This window comes from Kitasatospora sp. NPDC057518 (genome assembly GCF_042802075.1).
Taxonomy (GTDB): Bacteria; Actinomycetota; Actinomycetes; order Streptomycetales; family Streptomycetaceae; genus Kitasatospora.
In genome coordinates this window covers 21,293-37,075 of record NZ_JBHVEU010000021.1, presented here as the reverse complement: position 1 = coordinate 37,075, position 15,783 = coordinate 21,293, and the positions used below count along the sequence as shown (strand labels likewise).

The window sequence follows — 15,783 nt, the reverse complement described above, 5'->3', positions numbered from 1 at the left end:
GTTGCGCCCTCCGCGCCCCGGTCACGGGCTGCGGGGAAGATCAGCCCTTGGCGCGACCGGCCCGGCCGCGCCGCATCGATGCTCCGTTCGACGTCATGGTCGCCATCGAGATCGCCGCGAGGCCGAGCAGGAACATCACGGCGCCCACGATGACGCAGGTCACGATGTTCTTGCCGTGCGCGACGGACCCGGAGACGACCCACGGGGAGATGATCGTCCAGGCACCGAGCGCGGCGGCCGCCCAGGCCCGCGCGTGGGTGCGTTCGTAGGCCGACCCGTAGCCGGCCATCAGAGCCGTGTAGGCCAGCCCGACGATCAGGCAGGTCACGGTCAGGGTGTTGTACGCGGTGAAGCCGACGATCCACGGCGATGCCGCCAGGAAGAGGCCGGCCAGGACGGCCAGGGCCTCGATGCCCTGAGCGCGGGGGGTCGAGGTGACCCGCTCGTAGCGTTCGCGCAGTTCGACGATGTCCGGATGGTGCTCCATGCCCGTCGTCGGGATATGGGTTGCCACCGATACCACCTCCTGTGGTCGGAACCGGTAAGGCGCTTGCCCCGTACCCATTCTGGCTCTTATCCAACGATTTGCACCCAATAGTCCGGAATAACCGATAACCATCGGATCACGCCGGTGACCTGCGTCTCAACCGTCCGGGTCGCCATTGCCTATGCAACTCGTTGCATAGCAGGATGCGGGCCATGGCACTGGAGCACGCGATCCTCGTCTCACTGCTGGAGCAGCCCGGCTCCGGCTACGAGCTGGCCCGGCGCTTCGACCGCTCGATCGGGCGCTTCTGGACCGCCACCCACCAGCAGATCTACCGGGTGCTGCGGCGGATGGAGGCGGACGGCTGGGTGGCCGCGCAGGAGGTCAGCCAGGACGGACGCCCGGACAAGAAGGTCTACTCGGCGGCCGAGGCCGGACGGGCCGCGCTGGCCGGCTGGCTGCGCGAACCGGTCGAACCGGAGACCGTCCGGCACGAGCTCGCGGTCAAGATCCGGGCCGCCGCCTTCGACGACCCGGCCGCACTGATCTCCGAGGTCGAACGGCACCGCGAGGGCCATGCCGCCCTGCTCGCCCGCTACCTGCACGGCGAGCAGCGGGACTTCCCCGACGCCACCGCGCTCGACGCCGGGCAGCAGCTGCAGCACGTGGTGCTGCGCGGCGGCATCGAGTACGAGCGGATGACCCTCGCCTGGCTCGACGACGTGCTCGCCACCCTGCGCCGCCTCTCCTCCGCCGGCTGACGGCGGACGGCGGACAGCCGACGACTGACGGATGTCAGGCGACCGCCGAACCCTGCCACCCGCCCCTCCTCACACCCTCGACCCCCGGGAGCCCCTCGATGCTCTTCAACCCGCGCAACTACGACCCCGCACAGTTCGACGAGCCGACCCGCCGGCTGCTGCGCGCGACGGTGGACTGGTTCGAGTCCCGCGGCAAGAAGGCGCTGATCGACACCTACATCGACCGCAGCTGGTACGCCGACTTCCTGGACTTCGCCGCGAAGGAGGGCCTGTTCGCGGAGTTCCTGACCCCCGCCTCGGCCGACCCCGACAAGCGCTGGGACACCGCCCGCATCGCCGAGCTGAACGAGATCCTCGGCTTCTACGGCCTCGGCTACTGGTACACCTGGCAGGTCACCATCCTGGGCCTGGGCCCGGTCTGGCAGAGCGGGAACGAGGCCGTCCGCGCCCGCGCCGCCAAGCTGCTGGCCGAGGGCCACGTGATGGCCTTCGGCCTCTCCGAGCGCACCCACGGCGCGGACATCTACTCCACCGACATGATCCTCACCCCGGACGGCGAGGGCGGCTTCACCGCGACCGGCTCCAAGTACTACATCGGCAACGGCAACGTGGCCGGCCTGGTCTCGGTGTTCGGCCGCCGCTCGGACGTCGAGGGCCCGGAGGGCTACGTCTTCTTCGCCGCCGACAGCCGCCACGACGCGTACCACCTGGTCAAGAACGTGGTGAACGCGCAGATGTACGTCAGCGAGTTCCGCCTGGAGGACTACCCGGTGCGCGCCGAGGACGTGCTGCACACCGGCCAGGCCGCCTTCGACGCCGCGCTCAACACCGTCAACGTCGGCAAGTTCAACCTCTGCACCGCCTCGATCGGCATCTGCGAGCACGCGATGTACGAGGCCGTCACGCACGCCCACAGCCGAGTGCTGTACGGCAAGCGGGTCACCGACTTCCCGCACGTCAAGCGGGAGCTGACCGACGCCTACGTCCGCCTGGTGGCGATGAAGCTGTTCAGCGCGCGGGCCGTGGACTACTTCCGCACCGCCTCCCCCGAGGACCGCCGCTACCTGCTGTTCAACCCGATGACCAAGATGAAGGTCACCACCGAGGGCGAGAAGGTCATCGACCTGATGTGGGACGTCATCGCCGCCAAGGGCTTCGAGGCGGACACCTACTTCGACAAGGCCGCGAAGGACATCCGCGGCCTGCCGAAGCTGGAGGGCACCGTCCACGTCAACCTGGCGCTGATCCTCAAGTTCATGGGCAACTACCTGTTCGCCCCGGCCGACTACGCCCCGGTGCCGAGCCGCCTGGACGCCGCCGACGACGACTTCCTGTTCCGGCAGGGCCCGGCCCGCGGCCTCGGCGCGATCCGCTTCCACGACTGGCGCGCCGCCTACGACCGCCACGCCGCGCTGCCCAACGTCGCCCGCTTCCGCGAGCAGGCCGACGGCTTCTGCGCGCTGCTGCTCGAGAACGCGCCGAGCAAGGAGCAGCAGGCGGACCTGGACTTCCTGCTGGAGATCGGCCAGCTGTTCGCGCTGATCGTCTACGGCCAGCTGGTGCTGGAGCAGGCCGAGTTGACCGGCCTGACCGCCTCCGAGGACGGCGGCGACGTGCTGGACCGGATCTTCGACGCGCTGGTCCGCGACTTCTCCGCGCACGCCACCGAGCTGCACGGCAAGGCCTCGGCCACCGAGGAGCAGGCCGCCTGGGCGCTGACGAACGTGCGCCGCCCGGTCGCCGACCCGGCGCGGGACGCGCGGGTGTGGGAGCGGGTCGAGGCGCTCTCCGGCGCGTACGAGATGCGGCCGTAGGGCGGAGCGGCAGGACTCCGGGGGTGCCGGTCGGCGGGCCGGCACCCTCGGTTCATCGCTCCGGTTCACCGCTCCGGGGAGGTCCGGCCGTCGCCGAGGCCCATGTCACGGGCCCGGGCGACCGCCTCGGCGCGCGTGGCGACGTGCAGCTTCTCGAAGATGTGGGTGATGTGGTTGCGGACGGTCTTCTCCGCGACCACCAGCTCCCGGGCGATCCGTCGGTTGTCCAGCCCGCGCGCGACCAGGCCCAGTACCTCGGCCTCGCGGGCGGTGAGTTCGGGGAAGAGCTGCCCCGCCTCCCGCATCTTCGCCCCGGCCAGCAGGGCGGTGATCCGCCCGGCCACCTCGCCGCCGAACACCGCGCCGCCCGTCGCCACCGTCCGCACCGCGTGCAGCACCTCCTCCCGCCCGGCCCCCTTGACCAGGTAACCGCGCGCGCCCGCCTGGAGGGCGGCGAGCAGATTGCCGTCGTCGTCCGACATGGTCAGCATCAGCACCGGCGGCGGCGCCTCCCGGGTGGCGAGCTGTCGGACAGCCTCCAGTCCTGAGCCGTCGGGCAGCGAGAGGTCCATGATCACCACGTCGGGGTGGTGCCGGGCGACCGCCCCCGGAACGTCGGCGACCCGCTCCGCCTCGGCGACCACGAGGACACCCTCGGCGCTCTCCAGTGCCGCCTTGAGCCCCTCCCGGAACAGGGGGTGGTCGTCGACGATCAGTACACGGACGGGCGGCTCTCCGGCCGGGTCCGCGGGTTCCACCGGCTGTTCTTCATCCACCCGGCCGACACTATCAGCGGCGATCACGTGACTTTCCGTGACGTGCGCGTGAAGCCCTCCGCGTGTCGGCCCGGCGCCCGCCGCACCCGACGGCGATGGACGGGCGGCGGACGGATAACAGATGACAGTCGACAGCTGACAGATTTTGAACTCTGTCAGCTGTCGACTGTCATCTCACCGCGGCCTCCCGGCCTCGCGCCCTCACCCCTGCGGATCGGCCTGCCCCGAGCGCATGGGCCTGCTGTCCCACTCCGGCCCCAGGGCGGCGCCGGGGGTCCCGACGCGGCCCAGGACGGCGGTGACCGGTCCGCGGCGGCCGGCCCGGAGGCCGTACCGCTCCCCCGCCCGGACGTAGACCAAGTCGCCGGGGAGCAGCGGCACTTCACCGAGCTCGCCGAGGAAGGAGGAGGCTCCGGAGAGGACCACCAGGAAGGCGTCGGCGGCCCGGTCCGCGTACGGTCCGCAGACACCGACCGGGTCGAGCCGTACGGTGCCCACCTCCACCTGCCGCCAGCTCGGGGCGGGTGCGGAGCCCGACCGCTGGGCCGGGATGACGGCCCGGGGCGGGGTGGGACGGACGGTGAGCACGGCGGTCGGCGCGCCGCGGACGGCGGTGAGCCGGTAGGAGGTGCCGGGCCGGTGGTGCAGCACCTCGCCCGGGGAGAGGATCCGGCCGCCCGCGAGCAGCCGACCGGAGAGCACCACGGTCACCGATTCGACGGATTCGTAAGGGAGTTGCTCGACCCGGACGCCCGGCGGCAGCGCCTCGACGGTGAGTCCGGCGCGGACGGCCGGCCGCTGCTCGGGGTCGATCAGCCGCTGGAACGCGGGTGCGGTGCGGGGGACGGCAGCGGGGACGAGTATCACGAGGGGTCTCCTCGGATCGAGGACTGGCAGGACCCGTCGGGGCCGGTCAGGGCCGGTCGCGGCGGGTGGCGCGGCGGCGCGCCGGGGCGGCCCGGGCGCCGGCGGTGTGCCGGGGGACGGCGAGGGTCAGGCAGAGCAGTTCCGCGCCGAGCGGTCCGGCTTCGAGGTGCAGCGTGCGGCCGCGGTGGGCCATCAGCAGGTCCCCCACGGAGGCCAAGTGATCGGTCTCGTCGGAGAGTTGCCCGACGACGGCGGCTCCGCGCAGCACGTGCAGGACGGTCTCGGTGTCGGGCCGGCCCGCGAGCACGTGGTGGGCGCCGGGGCTCAGCCGCAGGTGGTCGAAGGTCTCGCAGGCGCTGGCGAGCATCGGGCGCCGGGCGAGGGAGCGGATCCGTACCCGCTCGCCGTTCGGGCCGATGACGACCATGGCCGCGCCGGTGTCGGTGGTGACGATCACCTGGGGTCACCTTCTTCGGAGGAGGGCGGGACGGCGAGGACGGCGTGGAAGTACTCCAGTCCTGCCGTGCCGGCGGCCAGCACGGTCCGCGAGCCGAGCGGCAGCACGATCGCGGTGCCCTCGACCAGCGGCAGGCCGGCCTCGGCACGCTCCGGATGGTCCTGGCGGTCCTGGTGGTCCGGCTGGTTCGGCTGGTTCGGGTGCACGGCGCCCTCGGGCAGTTCGGCGAGACCGGAGCCGGCGGTGACGTAGAGCGCGTGCTCGACGCCGTCGGCGGCCACCTCGGTGCGCCGGCCCGGGTCGAGCCGTTGCAGGCCGACGCCGCGCAGCGGTCCGGCGAGCAGGCGGCCGGGGTCGACGGCGCCTCGGCGGCGCAGGTCGGTGATCACGGTGCCCGACATGACGGGCGCTCCTTCCGGTCGCGGGCGGGCGCTGCGGTCCGCCTCTGTGATCCACCGTGCGCCGCCCGTTGTCCCGACCACACGGGGGTGTCGTCCCGTCCGGCTCCCAGCCCGCTCCCATCCGGGATCCCGGCCCCGTCCCGGCCGGATCCCGCTCCGGTCGCGCCAGGGTCCCGCCCTGGTCGCGTCCCGGTCGCGCCCCCGGTCCGGTCGCGGCTCCCGATCCCGCGCACCGCCCTCCGCACGCACCCAGGGAACCCCGTCCGCGCGCACCCCGGGAGCCCCCGTCCGCGACCGCCCCGAGCCGCCCGGAACGACGTACGGTGGAACCGGAGGCCGTGTCATGCACGTCACCGGAACCCACTTCACCCGCTTCGCCGACCGCACCGAGGCGGGCCGTCGGCTGGCCGCCCGGCTCGGGCACCTGGCCGGCCCCGACACCGTGATCGTGGCGCTGCCGAGGGGCGGCGTGCCGGTGGCCGCCGAGGTCGCCGCGGCGCTCGGCGCACCGCTGGACATCTGCGTGATCCGCAAGCTCGGCGTGCCGTACCAGCCCGAGCTGGGCATGGGGGCGATCGGCGAGGACGGCGTCCGGGTGCTGAACGAGCAGGTGATCCGGTTCTCCTCGGTCACGGACGGCCAACTGGCCGAGGTGGAACGGCGCGAGCGCACCGAGCTGGCGCGCCGGGCCCGCCGCTACCGGGGTGACCGGCCGCGCGCCGACCTGCGCGGACGGACGGTGGTCGTGGTGGACGACGGCATCGCCACCGGGTCCACCGCCCGGGCGGCCTGCCGGATCGTCCGGGAGCGCGGCGCGGCGCGGGTGGTGCTCGCGGTGCCGGTCGCGCCCGCGGACTGGGCCGAGCGTCTCGACGAGGTCGCCGACGAACTGGTCTGCGTCGACACGCCGTCCCCGTTCTACGCGATCGGCGAGTTCTACGCCGACTTCTCGCAGACCGAGGACGAGGAGGTGCTGCGGCTGCTGGCCGAGGCCGCCGCCGGCGACCAACCCGGGGCCTCCGCCGGGGTCGACCGGGAGCTGCCGCTGCCCGTCGCCGGGGTCCGCCTCGCGGGCCGGCTGACCGTCCCGGTCGGCGCGCGCGGGGTCGTCGTCTTCGCGCACGGCAGCGGCAGCGGCCGGCACAGCCCGCGCAACCGGCACGTCGCCGAGTACCTGAACCGCACCGGGCTGGCCACGCTGCTGTTCGACCTGCTCACCGAGGCCGAGGAGCCCGACCGGCGGAACGTGTTCGACGTGGCGCTGCTGGGCGGCCGGCTGACGGCCGTCGCCCGGCGGCTGGGCCCGGCGGAGGGCGGCCCGGACGCCACCGTGCCCGAGACCCGGGGCCTGCCGCTCGGCCTGTTCGGTGCCAGCACCGGCGCCGCGGCCGCTCTGCACACCGCCGCCGAACTGGGCCCGGCGGTACGCGCCGTGGTCTCCCGGGGCGGCCGCCCGGACCTCGCCGCGCCCGACACCCTGGCCCGGGTCCGCGCCCCGACGCTGCTCGTCGTCGGGTCGCTGGACCCCACCGTGCTCGACCTCAACCGGCGGGCCCGGAGCCGACTGCGCTGCGAGACCGGGCTCGCGGTGGTGCCGCACGCGAGCCACCTGTTCGAGGAGCCGGGGACCCTGGACCGGGTCGCCGAGCTGGCCGCGGACTGGTTCCTCCGCCACCTCCCGCGCCCCGTCGGCCCCGGGAGCGCGTGACCGTCCCATTGCGCAGACTTCGTGCTTCACCCCCGGTGAGCAGCGCATTTTGCGCAGCTGACAGCGGGAATTTCTGATCAGCTTGTACACATTGAGCAGTCAAAATCCGACCTGTTGCCCAACCACCCCGACAGGAGCAAGCTCTCCGCAACCACACCGCCCACCCGTTCGGTGCGGTCGCGATCCAGCGGAAGCCTCGACGGCGAGGCCCGAAGTGGAGGAACGAGCGATGACCCCGCAGTCCCACGCCCTTGAGTTGACCCCCGAGGAGCGCGAGGCCGGTCTTGACGCCGACCAGCTGCGCCGCCTCGTCGGCCTCGTCGAGCACGACGCCGCCGCCGACCCCTTCCCGGTGACGGCCCAGGACGCGGTCGTCTTCGTGGTCGGCAACGCCACCCAGACGGCGCAGTTCTACCAGGTCGTCTTCGGCATGGAGCTGGTCGCCTACTCCGGCCCGGAGACCGGCCGCCGCGACCGCAAGGCGTACGTGCTCCGCTCCGGCTCCTGCCGCTTCGTGATCAAGGGCGGCGTCCAGCCGGACAGCCCGCTGCTGGACCACCACCGCCGCCACGGCGACGGCGTCGTCGACCTCGCCCTGGAGGTCCCGGACGTCGACAAGTGCATCGAGCACGCCCGCGCGACCGGCGCCACCGTGCTGGAGGAGCCGAACGACGTCTCGGACGAGAACGGCACCGTGCGCCGCGCGGCCATCGCCACCTACGGCGAGACCCGCCACACCCTGATCGACCGCTCCCGCTACCACGGCCCGTACCTGCCGGGCTACGTCGTCGCGGAGAGCCGGGTCACCCACCCGGAGGGCTCGCCCAAGCGCCTCTTCCAGGCCCTCGACCACGCCGTCGGCAACGTCGAACTGGGCCGGATGGACGAGTGGGTGGCGTTCTACAACCGCGTCATGGGCTTCGTGAACATGGCCGAGTTCGTCGGCGACGACATCGCCACCGACTACTCCGCGCTGATGTCCAAGGTCGTCGCCAGTGGCAACCACCGGGTGAAGTTCCCGCTCAACGAGCCGGCCATCGCCAAGAAGAAGTCCCAGATCGACGAGTACCTGGAGTTCTACACCGGCCCCGGCTGCCAGCACATGGCGCTCGCCACCAACGACATCCTCACCACCGTGGACGTGCTGCGGGCGCGCGGCGTGGAGTTCCTCTCCACCCCGGACTCCTACTACGACGACCCGGAGCTGCGCGCGCGGATCGGCAAGGTCCGGGTGCCGGTCGAGGAGCTGAAGAAGCGCGGCATCCTGGTCGACCGCGACGAGGACGGCTACCTGCTGCAGATCTTCACCAAGCCGATCGGCGACCGCCCCACCGTCTTCTACGAGTTCATCGAGCGGCACGGTTCGCTCGGCTTCGGCAAGGGCAACTTCAAGGCGCTCTTCGAGTCCATCGAGCGCGAGCAGGACCGACGCGGCAACCTGTGAGCGTCCGAGGGCTCTGACGGGCCCCAACGAGCTCTGTAGAAGCCCGGACGGACCCTGACAAGGGTCTGTCCGGGCCCTGACAGGCTCTGGCAGGCTCTGACGAACGGATCTCTGCCGAACGGTCGAGGAGGACCACGGAGATGGCGTACTACCGGCAGCTGGGAAGCATCCCGCCCAAGCGGCACACCCAGCACCGCACCCCCGAAGGCGGGCTGTACTACGAGGAGTTGATGGGCGAGGAGGGGTTCTCCTCGGACTCCTCACTGCTCTACCACCGGGGCATCCCCTCGGCGGTGGTCAACGCGGTGCCGTGGGAGCTGCCGGACCAGTCCACGGTGCCCAACCACCCCCTCCTCCCCCGCCATCTCAAGCTGCACGAGCTGTTCGCGGACCAGGACTGGAAGTCCGCGGACGTCGTCGGCAGCCGCCGGCTCGTCCTCGGCAACGGCGACGTGCGGATCTCGTACGTCGCCGCCGGGGCCCCGAGCGAGCTCTACCGCAACGGGCTCGGCGACGAGTGCGTGTACGTGGAGTCCGGCTCCGGCACGGTCGAGACGGTGTTCGGCTCGATCGAGGTCGGGCAGGGCGACTACGTGGTCATCCCCCGTGCCACCACCCACCGTTGGGTGCCGGCCGGGGACGAGCCGCTGCGCGCGTACTGCATCGAGGCGAACAGCCACATCACCCCGGTCAAGCGCTACCTGTCCAAGTACGGGCAGCTGCTGGAGCACGCGCCGTACTGCGAGCGGGACTTCCGCGGACCGGTCGGCCCGCTGGTCGTGGACGCCCCCGGGGACGTCGACGTACTGGTCAAGCATCGCGGCCCGAACGGGATCGCGGGCACCCGCTACACCGTGCCGCACCACCCGTTCGACGTGGTCGGCTGGGACGGCTGCCTGTACCCGTACGCGTTCAACATCAAGGACTTCGAGCCGATCACCGGCCGGATCCACCAGCCGCCGCCGGCCCACCAGGTCTTCGAGGGCAACGGCTTCGTGATCTGCAACTTCGTCCCGCGCAAGGTGGACTACCACCCGCTGGCGATCCCGGTGCCGTACTACCACGCCAACGTGGACAGCGACGAGGTCATGTTCTACTGCGGCGGCGACTACGCGGCCCGCAAGGGCTCCGGCATCGGCCAGGGCTCGATCTCGCTGCACCCGGGCGGGCACACCCACGGGCCGCAGCCGGGGGCGTACGAGCGCAGCATCGGCGCGGAGTTCTTCGACGAGCTGGCCGTCATGGTGGACACCTTCCGCCCGCTGGAGCTCGGCGAGGGCGGCCGGGCCACTGAGGACGCCAACTACGCCTGGACCTGGGCCGGTCGGGGGCCCGGGCGATGAACGCGCTGCCTTCGGGGGGTGTGATCCCCGAGCTGTTCCGCGGACTGTTCGACGACGCGGCGGTGTTCCCGCCCGGGAACCTGCCGGTCGCCGAGGCGGTGCCCGCGCACCGGGCGCACCGCGCGGCCTGGTACGCCGAGGCGGTCGGGCCCTTCCTCTGCGGGGCCGGCCGACTGGGTGCGCTGGCCGCGGCGGTCTCGGCCGGCGCGGTTCCGGGCGCCGCGGGGGCGGACGACTCGGTGGTGGCGGGCGACCGGCCGCTCAAGGTCGGGCTGGTGCTGCCGGGGGGCAGCATCGAGCTCGCCCCGGCGCTCGCCGCCGCCGCACCGTTCGAGCTGGCCGGCGTCGAGCTGGCCACCCGGGACGCCGCCGAGGCGGTGGCCGCGCTGGACCGGCTGCTGCCCCCGGACGTCCCCGCCGCCGTCGAACTCCCGCGCGAACTGCTGCGCGGGGACGGGCTGGACGCCGTCCTGGACGTGCTGGTGGACAGCCCGTACCGGGCGAAGTTCCGCACCGGCGGGCTGGTCGCCGAGGCCTTCCCGGACGAGGACGAACTGGCCGCCTTCCTCACCGGCTGCGCGCAGCGCGGACTGCCGTACAAGTGCACGGCCGGGCTGCACAACGCCGTCCGGCACACCGATCCGGAGACCGGCTTCGAGCACCACGGCTTCCTGAACGTGCTGCTGGCCGCGCAGGAGACCGACCGGGCCGCAGCCGCGGCGGTGCTGGCGGAACGCGACGGCGAGGTGCTGGCCAAGGCGGCACGCGCACTGACGGACCGTCAGATCGTGGTGATCCGCAACTCGTTCACCGCGTTCGGCACCTGTAGCATCGCCGAGCCCCTGGGTGACCTGGCCGCGCTCGGCCTGCTGTCGTCGCCCAGTCCACTGCACCAGGAGGACCGTTGAGCACCACCCCCAGCAGCTGGCTCGCCAGCGCCCAAGACTCGCCGTTCGGCGTGCACAACCTGCCGTACGGCGTCTTCACCGCCGCCGACCAGCCCGGGCGGCGCCGGATCGGCGTGCGCGTCGGGGACTTCGTGCTGGACGCCGGGGCGGCCGCCCGCGCGGCCGGAGCGCCGTCGGTGCTGCTGGACGCGGACTCGCTCAACCCGCTGATGGCGGCGGGGCGCCCGGTCTGGAGCCGGGTGCGGGCGGACCTCACCACCTGGCTCACCGACGAGTCCTTCCGCGAGGCCCTGTCGCCGGCGCTGCTGCCGGCCGACGAGGTGGAGCTGCACCTGCCGTTCGAGGTCGCCGACTACGTCGACTTCTACGCCTCCGAGCACCACGCCACCAACCTGGGCCGGATCTTCCGCCCGGGCTCGGAGCCGCTCACCCCCAACTGGAAGCACCTGCCGATCGGTTACCACGGGCGGGCGGGCACGGTCGTGGTCTCCGGCACGCCGGTGGTGCGGCCGTCCGGGCAGCGCAAGGCGCCCGCCGACGCCGCGCCGACCTTCGGGCCGTCCCGCCGGCTCGACATCGAGGCCGAGGTCGGCTTCGTCGTCGGCACGCCGTCGGAGCTGGGCCGGCCGGTCGCGCTGGACGACTTCCGCGAGCACGTGTTCGGCGTCTGCCTGCTCAACGACTGGTCGGCGCGCGACATCCAGGCCTGGGAGTACGTGCCGCTCGGCCCCTTCCTCGGCAAGTCCTTCGCGACCTCCATCTCGCCGTGGATCGTGCCGCTGGACGCCCTGGAGCACGCCCGGGTCACGCCGCCGGAGCGCGACGTCGAGCCGCTGGCGTACCTGGACGACCGGGGCGGCGAGCCGTGGGGCCTGGACCTGGCGATGGAGGTCCGGCTGAACGGGCACCAGGTCTCCCGGCCGCCGTTCGCCACCATGTACTGGACGGCGCAGCAGCAGCTGACCCACATGACGGTCAACGGCGCCTCACTGCGCACCGGCGACCTGTTCGCCTCGGGGACGGTCAGCGGGCCGGAGCGGGACACCCGGGGCGCGCTGATCGAGCTGACCTGGAACGGCGAGGAGCCGCTGAAGCTCCCGGACGGGACGACCCGGACGTTCCTCGAGGACGGCGACGAGGTGACCATCACCGCCACGGCGCCCGGGCCGGACGGCGCCGTGATCGGGTTCGGCGAGGTCACCGGGCGCGTGCGGGGCTGAGGGCTCACGACCGACGGATGACGGATGACAGATAACAGCTGACAGATTTCATCATCTGTCAGCTGTCATCTGTTACCCCACCGCCGGCGGCTCCCGCCTACAGCCGCGAGCCGCCGGTGGCGTCGACCACGCGCCCCGTCATCCACCGCGCGTCGTCCGAGGCGATGAAGGCGACGACGTCCGCGATGTCCTCCGGCGCCCCGACCCGGCCGAGCGCGGCGACCGAGGCCGCCCAGGCCCGCGCCTCCGGATCGCCCAGGAACTCCGCATTGAGGTCGGTGTCGATGATCCCGGGCGCCACGGAGTTGACGGTGATCCCGCGCGGCCCGAGCTGCTGGGCGAGGTTGAGCGAGAAGGTGTCCAGCGCGCCCTTGGTGGCGCCGTAGGCCATGATCTCCGGCATGGCGAGCCGGGCCAGGCCGCTGGAGATGTTGATGATCCGGCCGCCGTCACGCAGTCGCTCCAGCCCGTGCTTGACGATGAAGAACGGTGCGCGGACGTTGACCGCGAAGACCTCGTCGAACTCCTCCTCGGTCAGGTCGGCGAGGTCGGAGCTGCGCCCGATCCCGGCGTTGTTCACGATGATGTCGATGCCCCCGGCCGGCGCGTACTCGCCGATCCGCGCGTCGAAGGCCTCCCACAGCGCGACGGCATCGCCGTGCCGCCCGAGCGCGGCGGGCAGCGCGAAGGCCCGCCCGCCGTCCGCCCGGATACCCGCCACCACCTCCTCCGCCGCCACCGCATCGCGGGCGTAGCCGACGGCGACGGTGGCGCCGTCCCGCCCGAGCCGGCGGGCGATGGCCCGGCCGATCCCCCTGCTGCCCCCCGTGACCAGTGCCGTCTTGCCCTGAAGCCTGTCCGCGCCCATGTCCGAGCCCCCTCCTGCTTGCACTCAACGTATTTCTTGAGCGATCGCTCAAAAAATACGCTAGCACACACTTCTTGAGTGAGTGCTCTAAAATTCAGCGCATGACAGAGGCGCACGCGGCGACAACAGCATCCCCGGACGGGCCCACCGGCCCGCCGCGCACTCCCCGTCGCGGACGCCCGCCGGCCTTCGACCGCGCCGAGGCCCTGGCCGCGGCCACCCGGCTGTTCTGGCAGCACGGCTACGAGGCCACCTCCGTCACCGACCTCACCACCGCCATGGGCATCCGCCCCGGCAGCCTGTACGCGGCCTTCGGTGACAAGCGGTCGCTGTTCGAGGAGGTGGTCCGCCAGTACGGCCACTCCCCCGCCGGCGAGTTCGCGGCCGTCGCGCTGGCGGAGGAGCCCACCGCGTACGGCGCCTTCGCCCGCATCCTGCGCGAGGCCGCCGCCGTCTACGCCGACCCGTCGCATCCGGCCGGCTGCCTGGTGATCTCCGCCGCCACCAATGTGACCCCGCAGGACGCCGTCATCCAGGACCAGCTGCGCGAGCGACGCAACGGGAACCTGCGCACCTTCGAGGAGCGGCTGCGCCGGGCACAGCAGGACGGCGAACTGCCGCCGGAGGCCGACCCGAAGGGGCTGGCCGGCTACTTCGGTGCGGTCCTCCAGGGCATGTCCCAGCAGGCCCGCGACGGCGCCACCCCCGCCGACCTGGCCCGCACCGCCGAACTCGCCCTGCGCGCCTGGCCGTAGCGCCTCCCGCGCACCGCGGAGCGCCCCTGGAGCGCCCGTCGGAAACATGATCGCCGGGCGAGTGATCACAACGGGCGCCCGCCCCGGTACGGTGGACGGCGGGAATCGGCATCGCCGACGACATCACCGAGGAACGGGAGCGGGCCCGATGAACGCAGAGGTGGCGGAGGTCCAGGCGTTCCTGGACGGCGGCGTCGGACGGCTCGTGCTGAACCGCCCCCGGGCGCTCAACTCGCTGACCCACGGCATGGTCACCGCCCTGCGCGCCACCCTGGACGACTGGGCCGCGGACGACCGGATACGCGCCGTCGTGCTGACCGGCGCGGGCGAGCGCGGCCTGTGCGCGGGCGGCGACATCCGCGCGATGCACGACGACGCCAAGGCGGGCGGGGCCGGCACCCGGGCGTTCTTCCGCGACGAGTACCGGCTGAACGCGCTGATCGCCCGCTACCCGAAGCCGTACGTCGCGGTCATGGACGGCATCACCATGGGCGGCGGCGTCGGCGTGTCCGCCCACGGCGCGGTGCGGATCGTCACCGAGCGGTCCACCGTCGCGATGCCCGAGACCCGGATCGGGATCGCCCCGGACGTCGGCGGCAGTCGGCTGCTCGCCCACGCCCCGGGCGAGTTGGGCACCCACCTCGGGCTCAGCGCGGCCTCGATGGGCCCGGGCGACGCCCTGCTGTGCGGGTTCGCGGACCACTTCGTGCCCTCGCGGCGCATCCCGGACCTGCTCGACGCCCTGGGCCGGAGCACCGCCACGGCGCCCGACAGCACCACCGCCGTCGCCTCCGCCGTCGCGGCCGTCGTCGCCGCGCACGCCGAGCCCGCGCCGCCCGCCGCACTGGCCGCCCAGCGCCCCTGGATCGACGCCTGCTACGCGGCCGACACGGTCGAGGAGATCGTCGACCGGCTGCTGAACTCCGGTGTCCCGGAGGCGAAGGAGGCCGCCGAGGCCGTCCTGGCGAACTCCCCCACCGCCGTGAAGACCACCCTGGCCGCGCTGCGCCGCGCCCGTACGCTCCCCTCGCTGGAGGCCGTGCTCGACCAGGAGTACCGGATCTCCTGCGCCGCGCTGGAGGGCCACGACATGGTCGAGGGCGTCCGCGCGCAGGTGATCGACAAGGACCGCAACCCCCGGTGGAAGCCCGGCACGCTCGCCGAGGTGACGGAGGCGGACGTCGCCCGCTTCCTCGCCCCGCGCGTGGGCGACGAACTGGGCCTGGCCTGAGCCCCACCGCCTTCCCCACTTTCACGGCACACCTGGAGCCCGCCATGAACCACCCGGTCCCGCCGCCGACTCCGGCCGGGGGCACCGACCCGCTGTCCCGGGTGCCGCTGGGCGAGCAGGTGCGCGGGCTGCTGCTGGAGGGCCTGCTGAACGGCCGCTGGCAGCCCGGGGACCGGATCGTCGAGCGGCGCCTGGCCGCCGAGTTGAACGTCAGCCAGGCGCCGGTCCGCGAGGCGCTGCGCGCGCTCCAGACCCTCGGGCTGCTCGACGCCGAGCCCAACCGGGGCGTGCGGGTGCGCGAGATCGGACCGGCCGAGCTGCGCGAGGTCTACCAGGTGCGGGCCGCGCTGGAGCGGCTGGCCGCCGAGTCGGCGGTGGTCCGGCTGGCCGGGGACACCACCGCACTGGAGCGGCACGCCGAGCGGATGGCGGCGGCCGCGGCGGCGGGCGACGCCCTCGGCCAGGCCCGGCACGGGGTGGCCTTCCACCGCGAGATCGTCGCCGCCTCCGGCAACGGGACGCTGCTGCGGGCCTGGGAGGGCCTCGGGGTCGAGGTGTGGACGGTGCTGTCGCTGCACCGGGTCCGGCCGGAACTGCACGAGAACGCCGCCGACCACCGGCCGCTGATCGAGGCCTTCCGGCGGCAGGACCCGGCGGTCGGCCGGCTGCTGGCCGAGCACGTCCTGGAGTACGCCCGGCACTCCGACTGAGCCGCTCGGGCCGGGGTTGCCCTTCCGCATAAA

At 73.1% G+C, this 15,783-nt stretch carries 16 protein-coding genes; 10 read left to right on the top strand and 6 right to left on the bottom strand.

Annotated elements, in window-relative coordinates; all coding sequences use genetic code 11:
* Positions 1-40: 40 nt before the first annotated feature.
* A complete protein-coding gene (locus tag ACFU7Z_RS04060; RefSeq protein WP_310593178.1) occupies positions 41-514 on the bottom strand; it encodes an SPW repeat protein in 474 nt (157 codons plus the stop codon).
* Between the two features lie 185 nt (positions 515-699).
* Between ACFU7Z_RS04060 and ACFU7Z_RS04055 the strand changes: the two genes are divergently transcribed.
* Both ACFU7Z_RS04055 and ACFU7Z_RS04050 read left to right on the top strand, forming a co-directional pair.
* Positions 700-1,248, top strand: coding sequence for a PadR family transcriptional regulator (locus tag ACFU7Z_RS04055; RefSeq protein ID WP_074004213.1), 549 nt, complete (start codon positions 700-702; stop codon positions 1,246-1,248).
* Positions 1,249-1,346: 98 nt separating this feature from the next.
* Positions 1,347-3,062, top strand: a complete 1,716-nt coding sequence (locus ACFU7Z_RS04050; RefSeq protein WP_380737501.1) for an acyl-CoA dehydrogenase family protein — start codon at positions 1,347-1,349, stop codon at positions 3,060-3,062.
* 65 nt (positions 3,063-3,127) lie between these two features.
* On the opposite strand, the gene ACFU7Z_RS04045 is transcribed toward ACFU7Z_RS04050, so the two are convergent.
* The 4 genes from ACFU7Z_RS04045 to ACFU7Z_RS04030 form a co-directional block, all read right to left on the bottom strand.
* Positions 3,128-3,838 (bottom strand): response regulator, encoded by a 711-nt coding sequence (locus tag ACFU7Z_RS04045; protein WP_380775793.1) that lies wholly within the window; start codon positions 3,836-3,838, stop codon positions 3,128-3,130.
* 201 nt (positions 3,839-4,039) lie between these two features.
* Positions 4,040-4,705, bottom strand: coding sequence for a hypothetical protein (locus tag ACFU7Z_RS04040; RefSeq protein ID WP_074004211.1), 666 nt, complete (start codon positions 4,703-4,705; stop codon positions 4,040-4,042).
* 46 nt (positions 4,706-4,751) lie between these two features.
* Positions 4,752-5,162, bottom strand: coding sequence for a hypothetical protein (locus ACFU7Z_RS04035; protein WP_074004210.1), 411 nt, complete (start codon positions 5,160-5,162; stop codon positions 4,752-4,754).
* On the bottom strand, positions 5,159-5,563 hold the full coding sequence (locus ACFU7Z_RS04030; protein WP_074004209.1) for a hypothetical protein: 405 nt from the start codon (positions 5,561-5,563) through the stop codon (positions 5,159-5,161). Before ACFU7Z_RS04030 ends, ACFU7Z_RS04035 begins: the two co-directional genes overlap by 4 nt.
* Positions 5,564-5,906: 343 nt before the next feature.
* On the opposite strand from ACFU7Z_RS04030, the gene ACFU7Z_RS04025 reads away from it, so the two are divergent.
* From ACFU7Z_RS04025 to fahA, 5 genes are all read left to right on the top strand, one after another.
* Positions 5,907-7,271 carry a phosphoribosyltransferase family protein gene (locus tag ACFU7Z_RS04025; RefSeq protein WP_380775790.1) on the top strand — a complete coding sequence of 455 codons (1,365 nt, stop codon included), beginning with the start codon at positions 5,907-5,909 and terminating at the stop codon, positions 7,269-7,271.
* 229 nt (positions 7,272-7,500) lie between these two features.
* Positions 7,501-8,715: a 4-hydroxyphenylpyruvate dioxygenase gene (gene hppD / locus ACFU7Z_RS04020; RefSeq protein ID WP_049659944.1), complete on the top strand. Its 1,215-nt coding sequence runs from the start codon at positions 7,501-7,503 to the stop codon at positions 8,713-8,715.
* Positions 8,716-8,855: 140 nt separating this feature from the next.
* Positions 8,856-10,058, top strand: coding sequence for a homogentisate 1,2-dioxygenase (locus ACFU7Z_RS04015; RefSeq protein WP_049659946.1), 1,203 nt, complete (start codon positions 8,856-8,858; stop codon positions 10,056-10,058).
* Positions 10,055-10,966, top strand: coding sequence for a hypothetical protein (locus tag ACFU7Z_RS04010; RefSeq protein ID WP_380775788.1), 912 nt, complete (start codon positions 10,055-10,057; stop codon positions 10,964-10,966). Before ACFU7Z_RS04015 ends, ACFU7Z_RS04010 begins: the two co-directional genes overlap by 4 nt.
* On the top strand, positions 10,963-12,186 hold the full coding sequence (gene fahA / locus ACFU7Z_RS04005; protein WP_380775786.1) for a fumarylacetoacetase: 1,224 nt from the start codon (positions 10,963-10,965) through the stop codon (positions 12,184-12,186). Before ACFU7Z_RS04010 ends, fahA begins: the two co-directional genes overlap by 4 nt.
* Positions 12,187-12,283: 97 nt before the next feature.
* Here fahA and ACFU7Z_RS04000 read toward each other — a convergent pair whose 3' ends face one another.
* Positions 12,284-13,054: an SDR family oxidoreductase gene (locus ACFU7Z_RS04000; protein WP_380775783.1), complete on the bottom strand. Its 771-nt coding sequence runs from the start codon at positions 13,052-13,054 to the stop codon at positions 12,284-12,286.
* 101 nt (positions 13,055-13,155) lie between these two features.
* Here ACFU7Z_RS04000 and ACFU7Z_RS03995 point away from each other — a divergent pair, with 101 nt between their 5' ends.
* From ACFU7Z_RS03995 to ACFU7Z_RS03985, 3 genes are all read left to right on the top strand, one after another.
* Complete coding sequence (locus tag ACFU7Z_RS03995; protein WP_049659275.1) at positions 13,156-13,809, top strand: TetR/AcrR family transcriptional regulator; 654 nt, start codon at positions 13,156-13,158, stop codon at positions 13,807-13,809.
* Positions 13,810-13,957: 148 nt separating this feature from the next.
* Positions 13,958-15,040 (top strand): enoyl-CoA hydratase/isomerase family protein, encoded by a 1,083-nt coding sequence (locus ACFU7Z_RS03990; RefSeq protein ID WP_380775780.1) that lies wholly within the window; start codon positions 13,958-13,960, stop codon positions 15,038-15,040.
* Between the two features lie 44 nt (positions 15,041-15,084).
* A complete protein-coding gene (locus tag ACFU7Z_RS03985; RefSeq protein ID WP_049652728.1) occupies positions 15,085-15,750 on the top strand; it encodes a GntR family transcriptional regulator in 666 nt (221 codons plus the stop codon).
* The last annotated feature ends 33 nt before the right edge of the window (positions 15,751-15,783 follow it).

What these genes read in the sequence shown, in the direction of transcription:
- ACFU7Z_RS04055 (WP_074004213.1), top strand. Translation starts at nt 700, where the DNA reads ATGGCACTGGAGCACGCGATCCTCGTCTCACTGCTGGAGCAGCCCGGC.
- ACFU7Z_RS04050 (WP_380737501.1), top strand. Translation starts at nt 1,347, where the DNA reads ATGCTCTTCAACCCGCGCAACTACGACCCCGCACAGTTCGACGAGCCG.
- ACFU7Z_RS04030 (WP_074004209.1), bottom strand. Translation starts at nt 5,563, where the DNA reads ATGTCGGGCACCGTGATCACCGACCTGCGCCGCCGAGGCGCCGTCGAC.
- ACFU7Z_RS04025 (WP_380775790.1), top strand. Translation starts at nt 5,907, where the DNA reads ATGCACGTCACCGGAACCCACTTCACCCGCTTCGCCGACCGCACCGAG.
- hppD (WP_049659944.1), top strand. Translation starts at nt 7,501, where the DNA reads ATGACCCCGCAGTCCCACGCCCTTGAGTTGACCCCCGAGGAGCGCGAG.
- ACFU7Z_RS04015 (WP_049659946.1), top strand. Translation starts at nt 8,856, where the DNA reads ATGGCGTACTACCGGCAGCTGGGAAGCATCCCGCCCAAGCGGCACACC.
- ACFU7Z_RS04010 (WP_380775788.1), top strand. Translation starts at nt 10,055, where the DNA reads ATGAACGCGCTGCCTTCGGGGGGTGTGATCCCCGAGCTGTTCCGCGGA.
- ACFU7Z_RS04000 (WP_380775783.1), bottom strand. Translation starts at nt 13,054, where the DNA reads ATGGGCGCGGACAGGCTTCAGGGCAAGACGGCACTGGTCACGGGGGGC.
- ACFU7Z_RS03995 (WP_049659275.1), top strand. Translation starts at nt 13,156, where the DNA reads ATGACAGAGGCGCACGCGGCGACAACAGCATCCCCGGACGGGCCCACC.
- ACFU7Z_RS03990 (WP_380775780.1), top strand. Translation starts at nt 13,958, where the DNA reads ATGAACGCAGAGGTGGCGGAGGTCCAGGCGTTCCTGGACGGCGGCGTC.
- ACFU7Z_RS03985 (WP_049652728.1), top strand. Translation starts at nt 15,085, where the DNA reads ATGAACCACCCGGTCCCGCCGCCGACTCCGGCCGGGGGCACCGACCCG.